Source organism: Okeania sp. SIO3I5, assembly GCF_010672085.1.
Lineage (GTDB): Bacteria > Cyanobacteriota > Cyanobacteriia > Cyanobacteriales > Microcoleaceae > Trichodesmium.
Map to the genome: position 1 here is coordinate 1 of NZ_JAAHHT010000265.1, position 12,506 is coordinate 12,506.

Below are 12,506 nucleotides of genomic sequence, written 5' to 3' on the forward strand. Positions count from 1 at the left end.
CTGGATTTGATATTACTCCTTACTCCTTACTCCTTACTCCTTACTCATTACTCATTACTCATTACTCATTACTCATTACTCATTACTCCTCAGTAATACGATAACTAATTACCCGGATTCTATATAATTCTGTATTATTATTAGAGTTGTTGTTATTATTCTTCCTATTGATATCAAAATGAACTCAGTTTGGCAAAAGTTAACACTAACTAATCTTTCAGTCTCTAATTCTCAATGGTTAAATGCTAGCTATCTCTATGGTTTACTTAATGGTTCCCTTCATAACTGGCGACGGGGGAGTTGGTTAATGCAATGGGGTGAACCTCTTGGTTTTGTGTTGCTGGCAATTGTATTTAGTCTCGCTCCTTTTGTAAATACTGCTCTAATTGGTTTATTATTACTTGCTAGCGCTGGTTTTTGGGTATTGCTGACAGTCTCGGATAATACTCAGGAATATTTTACTCCCATTCATTTACTAATATTGCTTTACTGGGGTGTTGCTACGTTGGCAATGCTTCTCTCCCCGGCAAAGACTGCTGCTTTTAGTGGGTGGGTCAAGTTGACTCTTTATTTATTGTTGTTTGCTTCAGGAACGCTAGTGTTACGATCGCCTAAACTCCGCTCTTGGTTAATCAATGTTTATTTATTGATTTCCCTAATTGTTGGTTTCTACGGTATTCGACAATGGATAGATCAAGTTGAACCTCTAGCTACCTGGAATGATCCTAGTTCTACTCAGGCAAATGTAACTCGTGTCTATAGTTATTTGGGAAATCCTAATTTATTGGGTGGATATTTATTGTCTGCTATTGCTTTGAGTTTTGTGGCAATTTTTGCTTGGCGTAGTTGGGCGCAAAAATCTCTGGCAGTGACAATGTTGATAGTGAATTGTGCTTGTTTGCGTTACACGGGTAGTCGAGGTAGTTGGATTGGGTTTATAGCTTTGATTTTTGCTATGTTGATTTTAATGTGGTATTGGTGGAGTGTCTATATGCCAAAATTTTGGCAAACTTGGTCATTGCCAATAGCAGTGGGAAGTTTTGCGGGGTTATTGATTTTGGCAGTGGTGTTGTTGGAGCCGTTGCGCGATCGCGTTCTGAGTATTTTTGCAGGCCGTCGAGATAGCAGTAATAATTTTCGGATGAATGTCTGGATGTCTGTATTTGATATGATTCGCGATCGCCCAATTTTAGGTATCGGACCGGGTAATGATGTGTTTAATAAAATTTATCCTCTCTATCAGCGTCCCCGTTATAGTGCTTTGAGTTCTTATTCGGTGCCTTTGGAGATAATTGTGGAAACTGGTTTTATTGGTTTGACGGCTTTTTTGTGGTTGCTATTGGTGACTTTTAATCAAGGTGTGTTGCAGTTGAAACGTTTGCGAGATAGTGGTGATGCTCAAGGGTATTGGTTGATTGGGGCGATGGCAGCAATGGTAGGATTAATGGGTCATGGTTTGGTGGATACAGTTTGGTATCGTCCGCAAATTAATACGCTTTGGTGGTTGATGGTAGCTATTGTTGCGAGTTATAGCAATGAGCGTAGGTTTGTTGAGGAAGCGAAACCCAACCTACTGGAGTGACACACCTTAAATGGTGCGTTAGATGGGGAGGATGGGGAGGATGGGGAGGATGGGAAGTGTGGGAAGTGTGGGAAGTGTGGGGAGGAAAAGATAGCTAGAAACAAAAATAAGAGTGCACAGTTTAGCTGTGTCAGTCTACTACGCTAGACAAGGATTTTGCCACAGATGCACGGATGATTTCAGTTATCATATCATCTCCGCTGGTATGGTTTGTGTAAACTAAAGGGTAAATATCTACAGGAAATTTACAGCAGTTTCACGCCCGCGCGTTAGGTACAAAGCTTTACTATAGCAGGGAACAGGGAACAGGGAACAGGGAACAGGGAACAGTTAGAAAAACATTTCCCAGTCTAAGGTTCATCATCAGTCCATGTCCTAAGCAACTCTTTCTCAGCTATATTTGTTAAAAGCTGGAAACCTGTTAGTAATGAGTGGCAGTTCAACCTTCCAGGTTGTTATATAGAATCCGGGTCATTAGTTATCGTATTACTGAGGAGTAAGGAGTAAAGAGTAAGGAGTAATATAAAATCCGGTTATACAGTAATCGCAAAATTACTTCCTCAACTAAAATATGTTAAGCATGAATACGAATTTAAAAATTTATGCACTTTCATTTCCTTTCTTACTCCTAACTCCTACCTCCTACCTCCTACCTCCTAACTCCTTACTTCTTACTCCTTACTCATTACTCATTACTCATTACTCCTCAGTAATCGGACACCTCGGACACCTCCGACACCTCCGACACCTCCGACACTCTCTCTACCATTCCTCAGCACCACCACCGTTTTTTTATCACGCTCTTATCCGGACATGATATTACTTGTTTTTGTTGGTGGCCTACTGATAATTTATCAAGTGCTTGAAGAGTGGCGATTGCTCCGGGCAATTATTTTTTTCTTCTTCTATTATACACAAACGATGCTACCGGACATGATATCAGGAGTCAGGAGGGAAGAGAAGAGAGTTTGAATGTATAAGGAGGAAAAAGTTTTTTGATCACGCTCTTATCCGGACATGATATTAGGAGCGAGCAACAAACGAAGACCTCTCCCCCAACCCCTCTCCTACGAGGAGAGGGGAGTTCTCTCCCCCTTCCCTTGCAGGGAAGGGGGTTGGGGGGTTAGGTTTTTTAACCCACATTTTCAAGCTTGACACAGCACTACTAGACCTCTTAATAATTAATTATTAATTATATTATGTCTTTGCGTTTCTGAAACCAAATAGTTATACCTAAATAAATCAGTGAATGTAAAGATAAAACTCCCCAACTTAAACCTAAATTTTGCCAATCAAGATTATAAACATCTGAACCTGAAAATGGTAATGGAACGGTACTTCCGTCTGGTAATTTTGTTGCTTCTGGCACCATTTTATTGACATTTACTAATGCGCCATAAGCAGCTACGGACCAACGACTTAACATTAGCCAAGAAAATTGACTTGCTATACCTTTCATCTCAAATAAAACACCAGAAAATATAATCTGAGGCAGCAATATTAAGGGTAAAGCACTATTAGCTTGAGAAGCATTTTTCACAATTGAGGAAATCATTAATCCCAGACTAATACAACTTATTAATGTTAAAAAGGTAGTTATACTAACTCCTATTTCCCATGGAATTAATTCTGGTTGTGGATTTTCAAATCCCAGGATAATTATTCCTGCTATTAATAATGTTTGGAAAATTGCTAATAATCCTAAAACTATTACTTTTGAACCTAGATATGCAAATAATCCTAAATTCACTAATCTTTCCCGAATATAAATAGCTGATTCTTTGACTATTTCTTGCAGGGAACTCGATAAACCAACCCATAAACAGGCACAAGTAAATACAAATAATACTCGCAAAGCTAAAGGAGCTAAAGTAGGTTCGGGGTCGCCAATTAATGGGTTTTTATCTCCAACTGCAAATAAAATTAAAAGAATTCCAATCGGCGCAGTTAATAATGCTAAACCTAAATTAATCGGGTCGCGGAAAATTAATTTCAAATATCGTTGGATTAAAATAAATAGTTGTTGCCAAAAAGAAGGGGGTTGTTTTTTCGGTGGTAAATTAGTCGGAGGTTTTATATTATCAATACTTAGATGATTGGCAATATAATGCCGATAATATTCTGATTGCCGAAAATTATTTACCCATTCATTGATATTTTCATCGCTCGTTTCTAGTTCGTTGTAAATATCAGCAAAGTCTCCAGTATTTACAGAGAAAAAATTTAAAGCTTCTCTCGAAGAACCAAAGTAACATAACCGCCCTCCTCTTCCTAAAAAGACTACGCGATCGCAAATTCTAATATTAGCTGTGGCATGGGTGACTAAGATAATTGTTCGTCCTTGATTTGCTAATTTTCTTAATAGCTGCATCATTTTTTTGTCTAATCCTGGATCGAGTCCAGATGTCGGTTCATCTAAGAAAAATAATTTCGGATCTGCTAATAATTCCACGCCAATACTTACCCTTTTTCTTTGCCCTCCACTTAACTGACTAACGAATACATTTCTTCTTTCTTTCATCTCTATTTGTTCGAGGGTTTTTTCCACTACTTCTTTGAGATTAATATCGGGAGGTAAACGCAATTTTGCTGCATAAGTTAAGACTTCCGATACTGTTAGTTCGCGATGAATAATATCGTCTTGAGGAACATAACCTATTTGAGTCCGATAAATATTAAAATTATTCCTTAAATCTTCACCGTTTATATAAACTTTGCCTTTGGTTGTGGGGTCAATTCCTAATAATGTTCGCATTAAAGTTGACTTCCCGGTGCCACTTCCTCCGACTAAAGCAACAAACTGCCCCGGTTCGATCGCGAAGGAGAGATCGTTGAGCAAAACTCGTGGTTTTCCGCGTTGATCTCTGACTATTCTGTAGAGGCGATCGGCATCCAGACGGATTTGGTTGCCAGGATCGAATACTTCTAAGCGATCGCCTCGACGAATCAGAGTAAAAGGTCCGATTTTTATTACCGCTCCGTCAGTGACAACAATAAAATTTTTCACCCGCACATCGTTGACAAAAACACCATTGGTACTATAATCCCGTAAAATGTAGTTACCCTTACCATTGGGTTCAATGGTGGCATGACGACGGGAAACAATGGCAGCATCTAATTCTAGATTGGCATCAGGATCGCGGCCAAGTAACACCGATTTATTTTGCAAAGATATTGAGCGGGTTTTTGGCAAAGATGCTACAGCTACAGGATTATTTGGTTCAAAATATTTGAGCAGGATTTGGTTTTGGGGATCGAGACCGATTTTGATTTCTATGCCATTTTGCAGGGGATGACCTTCAGATGGAGTAATGCGCGTGCGATCGAGAAATAATCCGTTAGTGCTGGCGCGATGTCCATCTCCATCGTAAATATGGTAGCGACTATCAACTTTCCGGATGATGGCGTGATAACCAGAGACGACTGACCAATCTGAGGGGACTACTAGATCGGCACGGAGGCGATCGCGTCCTAAGATATGATTGTCTTGTGTCAGTTGGAGGGTGATAGTTTGGCCTTGGTTAGTTAATTCTAGATAGGGATTACTGCTTAAAAGGGTGGTTTGCCCTGTTTTGTTTGTCATAATAATATTTGATTTTAGATTCTTTGGCAGAGTTTCTATTTATTAGGACTTACACAAAGAAACCCGGTTTCTACGAGAAATCGTTGTTTTGAGCAATAGTTGTCTACGAGAAACCGGGTTTCTGGGTTCAGATGGCTTTAGTCCTGTTTATATATTGTGAATCATAATGGAAAATTGATTTTGAACGACTACTTATATATATATTGATGTACTGAATATCAATTAAAAATTAAAAACTAAAATTTTATAAAAATATGGCCAAAAATTAATTTTTCTATATGCTTGACAAACTAAAAAGGAGAAGTTACTATATTTACAGTTATGAACCTCGAAAAATAAATAGTAATAGGTTTTTGGTCATTTCTTGGTTGTAAAGGGTGGTTAATGGGTAGTTTTTCATCTTTGCATGACACCCCATCGACGCAGTTCGCAAAATCGCTGAAATGCTGATTATTTCGTTGAACTGCGTCGATGCCATACTAGGAGAGGGTTTGAGGGCTGTAATTTTCCAAAAATTTGCCTTGTTGATGATAAAGTCAAAGGGGTTGGTATTTTTGGGTATCTGAAACCCTTACTCTGTCGTTGTTCTGGATCGGAACTCTCTGGAAACCCTAATCCCTATTTAGGGATTGAAACTTTTACCCCTCCACATTTTTCCTTAGCATCAATCAATATCTCTGGAAACCCTAATCCCTATTTAGGGATTGAAACTTCTGACGTTTCAGTGAAACCTTTTTTGTGCACGTCCTCTGGAAACCCTAATCCCTATTTAGGGATTGAAACAGTTTTAGGAGTTAAAACTCCGTAGCAGTTTTCTGCTTGCTCTGGAAACCCTAATCCCTATTTAGGGATTGAAACTTTCGTATTCCACATCTTCTGGTGGAATATCTTGTTCCTCTGGAAACCCTAATCCCTATTTAGGGATTGAAACGATTATGAAAACGCAAACGATCACTACTGGGGTCAAAGCTTGGCTCTGGAAACCCTAATCCCTATTTAGGGATTGAAACGTGGTATAATCCAGTAATCCATTTCGGAAAACGGAACCTCTGGAAACCCTAATCCCTATTTAGGGATTGAAACAATGTTGCTACCTTTTCCTGTTCATAGGCCTCAATGCTCTGGAAACCCTAATCCCTATTTAGGGATTGAAACAACTCAGATATTTAATAAACTGAATTAGAGTATTCTCTGGAAACCCTAATCCCTATTTAGGGATTGAAACGTCTGAGCCATCATTACAACGAGCAATTTTTGGACTCTGGAAACCCTAATCCCTATTTAGGGATTGAAACCAACACTTGGGATTTTCACTTGGAGGAGTATCGTCTCTGGAAACCCTAATCCCTATTTAGGGATTGAAACCTTTACCCAGCGACGGCGGGTTTTGAGGTTTTTTATCCCTCTGGAAACCCTAATCCCTATTTAGGGATTGAAACGTTGTTGCATTATTTTTACCAACATAATATCGGCAAGTCTCTGGAAACCCTAATCCCTATTTAGGGATTGAAACATCAAATTATCGTCAACTGTTAAACGAACAACATCTCCGACTCTGGAAACCCTAATCCCTATTTAGGGATTGAAACGCTACGATGCGCCAGCCATCTGGTACCGCGTCTTGTCTCTGGAAACCCTAATCCCTATTTAGGGATTGAAACTAATCAACAATACTATGGGCAACGATGCTATGCAGAGCCTCTGGAAACCCTAATCCCTATTTAGGGATTGAAACTATTAGAGGTCTTACAAGGTTTTTCTCTTTGCTAGCAATTACTCTGGAAACCCTAATCCCTATTTAGGGATTGAAACTCTTGAAGCGGTGCGTTAGCGCAGCGTAACGCACCCTACTGGAGTGCAAAATTGTAGCAAAATTGTAGGGTGCGTTAGACGGCTTAAATTTAGACTATGAAAGAGATTCAGCAATCCATCGTAACGCACCATTGAATATGTGTCAGTTAATTATCGAAAAATCCTAATCCCTATTTGAATAAGAGGTAATTATTAATTATTAATTGTTAATTATTAATTCTTGAAAAGCCCTAATCCCTATTTAGGGGTTGAAACCTGTGGAGGGCGAATGCCAGAAAGCCCCTACAATGAATCTATATAATACTTTCAAGAATATGTGTCAGTTAATTATCGAAAAACCCTAATCCCTATTTGAAGAAGAGGCAATTATTAATTATTAATTGTTAATTATTAATTATTGAAAAACCATGGTTCTCGCCATATTAATTCTAGGTTTTCTTGGAAGTTAGATTTATCTTCTAATAATTTAGGTAAATCAGCTATTAATAAAGGAATTTGTAGAGTTTTGGCAAGAGATTTTGCTGTGTTGGATTTGCCTGGGCGATCGCTTCCTTAAAAATAAAGCGAAGAAATAACAACACGCCAAAAATTTATCCTAAAATGGTGCGTTACTAACCTCTAATCAAATTACTTGTAATAGCTTTTGCGGAAAAACTCTAGGTTCTGGAAGGGGTTTATTCTCTTCAATAAACATTTCTATAAAAGTTTCAATTACTTCCTGACCATTTTTGGCTGCTTCCTCGTATGTTTCACCATGAGTATGAAATTCTTGCCAAGGAAACTCAGGTAAATGAACTAAAAAAAGTCGATCTTCTTCAGACCATTGAATTACCATACTATACTGATAATTCATATTTATTCCTCCTCGCTTTTTTCGTTTTCTTGCTTTTTCAATTCTGCCAACTTTTTCAACACTCGTTGAATATTTCTCTCCAAATATAATGGTGCATCATCACCATCTTTTCCTGAAATAGTCAATGGTTCTTCAGGTAACAAAGGATGTTTCCCAAAAGTCTGACTTCCTTTACCGCGTTTCTGTTGAAGTATATAACCAACTTTCCCTACCATTGCTTTTAATTCTCCTATTTTCTTGGGAATTACTCCTTTTTACTTTTGATTTCGGCTTTGTTGTAATAGCCATAGAACATCCGTTCCGCATTTCCGTTATCCCCGACATGAAAAGTGAACCTAGTAGCAGCTATATCACCCTATTTCTATAGATTGACGCTTTATTCATTTGTTGGCCAATAGTTAAATCGCTGAAAGCTTTGCCAGACATAGGTTTCAGCCATTTTTTTATTAAATTTTTATCAAAGAAGTTAAGCGGTTTAAAGCCTTGACAGGTATAAGTTTCAGCCATTTTAAAAACAACAAAGAAAACATAGATTTTTGATTTATTTATTAGACATCTCCGGAAAAGAGGGAACAGCGGATCTGGCAACAGGAAGAACCCACCCCTACCCCTCCCCAACCCACCCCTAACCCCTCCCAGGAGGGGAAGAGGAGGGGAGCAGGAGGGAAGTAATAGATAATTTCAAATGGGAGAATTGATTTGATTTTGAATTTTCGGAGATGTCTATTGGACGATAGTTGTAGAAGTATGAAGTAGATATTTTCCGTTGTCAGATCCGACATGAAAGGTGAACCTAGTAGCAGCTATATCACCCTATTTCTATAGATTGACGCTTTATTCATTTGTTGGCCAATAGTTAAATTGCTTAAAGCCTTGCCAGATATAGGTTTCAGCCATTTTTTTATTAAATTTTATCAAAGAACTTAAGCGGCTCAAAGCCTTTGCAGGTATAATTTTCAGCTTTTTTTAAAACAACAAAGAAAACATAGATTTTTGATTGATTTATTAGACATCTCCGGAAAAGAGAGAACAGGGAACACTTAACTGGGAACAGGAAGAAAGAATAGATATGCTTGGATCTTGTGCGGTAGCTATATGTTTTCCAACAACAAAGCCTTTAATTTCTATTATATTACCGAAATAATTACAGCGCTTTTCAGATTGATGAACCACATCATTATAATCAAAACTCTGTAGGGGCGATTCGCGAATCGCCCCTACGGTAGTCTACCAAAATGAAAACCGCTGTAATAATTAAACAATTAAATAATTGGTTTAGCGTCTCTGGAAATCCTAATCCCTATTTAAGGATTGAAACATTCTTTAGGCTTCTAATTTTTTGGCATTGCATAATTCTGGGATGATTTTGTCGATCGAGGAGCAAGCATAATCCCCGCGTCCCCGCGTCTGAGCGTCCCCGTGTCAGCCTCAATCATCCCAGTATTCAGAATATATGTCAGTTAATTATCGAAAAATCCTAATCCCTATTTGAAGAAGAGGTAATTATTAATTATTAATTGTTAATTATTAATTATCGAAAAACCCTAACCCCTATTTAGGGATTGAAACCTGTGGAGTGGAGGGCGAATGCCATTCGCCCCTACAATGAATCTATATAATATTGGACTTACGCAAAGAAACCCGGTTTCTACGCTAAATCATTGTTTCTGACAAGAAATATATACGAGAAACCGGGTTTCTGGGTTCCTCTACGTAAGTCCTGTAATACTTTCAAGTGGAGGGCGAATGCCATTCGCCCCTACACTGAAATGACTCCTAGCGCGATATGATAATTAATTACCCAGATTCTATATAAAAGGTAATTTTTCCAGATGAAACTAACGCCAAAAAAACTATCTATAACTACTTTCTGTATTTCCTTATGTCTAATTGGATGTCAATCTCCCGAACCAAAAATAACATCTCCGAGTCCTGAAACAACCCCTTCCCCACAAGTATCACAAATATCAATGGAAATTCCCCAAAAACCCTTAACATTACCTCCAAATAATCCAGAAAAAATTGCTTCTACTCAAACACAAACATATCTCAATAGATTAGCAAATCAAGGATTTTCTCAACAAAATCAAGGAATTTGGATACAATCAAATGATACTTTATTAGCAAATCATCAAGGTACAATTCCTTTACCTGCAGCTTCAATTACTAAAGTTGCAACTTCCTTAGTCGCCCTAGAAACTTTCAATCCCAACCATCAATTTATCACCTTAATTTCTACAACAGGAAAAATTGAAAATGGAGTATTAAATGGAGATTTAGTCATTCAAGGAGGAGAAGATCCATTATTTGTTTGGGAAGAAGCGATCGCTATTGGCAATTTATTAAATCAAATCGGGATTCAAAGAGTTACTGGCAATCTAATTATTACTGGTAAATTTTACATGAACTTTGAATCTAATCCTCAGACTGCTGGTAATTTACTAAAACAAGGATTGAACAGTCAAATTTGGTCGAGAGAAGCTTTAAATCAATATCAAACTTTGCCTCCAGGAACGCTAAAACCTCAAGTAAAAATTGATGGTTTTGTACAAGTTTATGCTGCTCCTCCTCAAAATATCAAACTATTAATTATACATTATTCTTTTCCCCTAGCTGAACTGGTAAAAAAAATGAATCAATATAGCAATAATTTAATGGCAGATATGTTAGCTGAAGCTGTGGGAGGTTATCAAATAGTTGCGGCAAAAGCTGCTGAATTTACGGGAGTACCAAAACAGGAAGTTCAATTAATTAATGGTTCTGGTTTAGGAGAAGAAAATCGGATTTCTCCCCGCGCAGCTACCGGAATGTTTCTAGCAATTAATAATTATCTTCAGCAATACAATATGAGTGTGGCAGATGTATTTGTGATAGTTGGCAAAGATAAAGGTATTTTAGAACAGCGGAAACAACTTCCAAATTTTGCAGTAGTTAAGTCGGGAACTCTAAATTCTGTTAGTGCTTTAGCAGGAGCTTTACCAACAAAAGAAAAAGGAATTGTTTGGTTTACAATTCTGAATAAAGGAGCGGGTGTAAATCAGTTGAGAAGTCAACAAGAAATTTTCCTAAGAGATTTGTTGAACAAGTGGGGTGCTGTTCAGTCATTACCACCAGAATTAACGGCTAATCCTGAGAGAAAAGCTAAAACTTCTCGGAGTGAAATTATTGAAAATGGGAAAAAATCAGAAGCTAGATAAGTCATTTCAGTTATCAGTTAGCCTCCGGAGGAGGAACTGCGTTTTTCATGTCGCGGAGCGAAATAGTACCCCTATGGAATAAAAAGACTTGATATAAGAAATATTCTCTTTTTTATCCCCTTAAAAGGAGAGGCTTTATACCCCACATTCCGCACTTCAATATATTCAAGTTTTTGAGAAGAAATCCAAAGCTGAAAAACCTGCATAGCGTTATACACGGAGCTAGGAGCTGTGATTTAACGGTGAGAGTCTCAAGAACATTATACTATCAGGACTTACGGAGAACCACCATATCTAGTAGAGGGCGAATGCCATTCGCCCCTACAAATGGTGTATGATTTATAATTTTGCGTAAGTCCTGACTATATTAACTCTATTTAATTAGGAGAATTCTAAGGATGTCCAAGACTGCTATCCAAGAAAAAAAGCTCACACTGGATGAATTTTTGTCATCCCCTTTAGCTAGTGAAAACTATGAATATTTTGATGGTGAATTAATTCAAAAAATGTCACCCAAACGTTCTCATTCCCGCGTAACACTTGCTTTATCCTCAATTCTTGAAGATTGGAATCAAGATAAGGGGGAAGTTGGTATCGAATGGTGTGTTCGCTTAAAACGAAATGACAAAGATTGGTCTCCGATTCCAGACTTACTCTATATATCTTATGATAAGTTAGGGGAAATTGAATTAGAAGATGATGCTTGCCCCATTCCCCCTGAATTAGTCATAGAAATTGTATCACCTGCTCAATCTTTTAGTAACCTTAGTGAGAAAGCAGAAGCTTATCTAAAAGCAGGGGTTGACCGAGTTTGGTTAATTGATACAAAAGTTAAGAAAATTACCGTTTTTTATCCTGATTCTCCTCCACAAACGAAGCAAGGGGAAGATAGTTTAGGGAATGATTTATTACCTGAGTTAAGTTTAACTCCTCTGCAAATTTTCCAGAAAGCAAAGTTAATTTAGGCGTGAATGTAAGCGGAAAAGACATCCGTTCTACGCTCACTTACCAAAAAATTGTGGTCTAATATAGAATCCGGGTAATTAGTTATCGTATCGCTTGATAGAGTCAGGAGTCAGGAGTCAGGAGTCAGGAGAAAGAAAAGATTGGAACTTGGAAATTATATAATTTGTATTCAGTAGAACATCTGTATTAAGAGAAAGCAATTTTGCAATTACTGTATAACCGGATTCTATATAGAACCCATTTGGTATCTATTATTGGGAAGTGTGGGAAGTGTGGGAAGTGTGGGAGGTGTGGGAGGTGTGGGAAGTGTGGGAGGTGTGGGAAGTGTGGGAAGTGTGGGAAGATGGAGGCATTTTTCTACTTTTTTCCCCTATTTTATTTCTCCATCTCCTGACTCCTGACTCCTGACTCCTTTGCCAAAAAGCCTCACTTTCCCGAGATACCAAATGGCTTCTATAAAGCCTCCCCTTTGAAGGGGAAAAAAAAGAACTATTCCTTTTTAGCTATCGCTCC

General features: G+C 38.0%; 9 protein-coding genes and 1 CRISPR repeat array. Of the genes, 5 read left to right on the forward strand and 4 right to left on the reverse strand.

All coding sequences use genetic code 11. The features are described from left to right. Positions 1–178 precede the first annotated feature (178 nt). Entirely contained in the window at positions 179–1,582 is a 1,404-nt protein-coding gene (locus tag F6K40_RS34290; protein WP_293142817.1) for an IctB family putative bicarbonate transporter, read from the forward strand. Positions 1,583–2,774: 1,192 nt separating this feature from the next. On the opposite strand, the gene F6K40_RS34295 is transcribed toward F6K40_RS34290, so the two are convergent. Further along, entirely contained in the window at positions 2,775–5,165 is a 2,391-nt protein-coding gene (locus F6K40_RS34295; RefSeq protein ID WP_293142820.1) for an ATP-binding cassette domain-containing protein, read from the reverse strand. A 600-nt stretch (positions 5,166–5,765) separates the two neighbouring features. Then, positions 5,766–6,977: direct repeats of the CRISPR family, unit length 36 nt; unit sequence CTCTGGAAACCCTAATCCCTATTTAGGGATTGAAAC. 397 nt (positions 6,978–7,374) lie between these two features. On the opposite strand from F6K40_RS34295, the gene F6K40_RS34300 reads away from it, so the two are divergent. After that, a complete protein-coding gene (locus tag F6K40_RS34300; RefSeq protein ID WP_293142823.1) occupies positions 7,375–7,533 on the forward strand; it encodes a hypothetical protein in 159 nt (52 codons plus the stop codon). 66 nt (positions 7,534–7,599) lie between these two features. On the opposite strand, the gene F6K40_RS34305 is transcribed toward F6K40_RS34300, so the two are convergent. From F6K40_RS34305 to F6K40_RS34315, 3 genes are all read right to left on the reverse strand, one after another. Then, a complete protein-coding gene (locus F6K40_RS34305) occupies positions 7,600–7,830 on the reverse strand; it encodes a type II toxin-antitoxin system HicB family antitoxin (protein ID WP_293142826.1) in 231 nt (76 codons plus the stop codon). A 2-nt stretch (positions 7,831–7,832) separates the two neighbouring features. Then, the gene (locus F6K40_RS34310) at positions 7,833–8,045 is read right to left on the reverse strand and encodes a hypothetical protein (RefSeq protein WP_293142829.1); all 213 of its coding nucleotides are present in this window, start codon (positions 8,043–8,045) and stop codon (positions 7,833–7,835) included. A gap of 130 nt (positions 8,046–8,175) precedes the next feature. Beyond that, on the reverse strand, positions 8,176–8,337 hold the full coding sequence (locus F6K40_RS34315; RefSeq protein WP_293142832.1) for a hypothetical protein: 162 nt from the start codon (positions 8,335–8,337) through the stop codon (positions 8,176–8,178). Between the two features lie 1,325 nt (positions 8,338–9,662). On the opposite strand from F6K40_RS34315, the gene F6K40_RS34320 reads away from it, so the two are divergent. The 3 genes from F6K40_RS34320 to F6K40_RS34330 all read left to right on the forward strand — a co-directional run bounded on the left by F6K40_RS34320 (position 9,663) and on the right by F6K40_RS34330 (position 12,401). Next, the gene (locus tag F6K40_RS34320) at positions 9,663–11,027 is read left to right on the forward strand and encodes a D-alanyl-D-alanine carboxypeptidase (RefSeq protein WP_293142835.1); all 1,365 of its coding nucleotides are present in this window, start codon (positions 9,663–9,665) and stop codon (positions 11,025–11,027) included. 398 nt (positions 11,028–11,425) lie between these two features. Continuing rightward, positions 11,426–11,992, forward strand: a complete 567-nt coding sequence (locus tag F6K40_RS34325) for a Uma2 family endonuclease (protein WP_293142838.1) — start codon at positions 11,426–11,428, stop codon at positions 11,990–11,992. Between the two features lie 262 nt (positions 11,993–12,254). Beyond that, a complete protein-coding gene (locus tag F6K40_RS34330; protein ID WP_293142841.1) occupies positions 12,255–12,401 on the forward strand; it encodes a hypothetical protein in 147 nt (48 codons plus the stop codon). Positions 12,402–12,506: the final 105 nt, after the last annotated feature.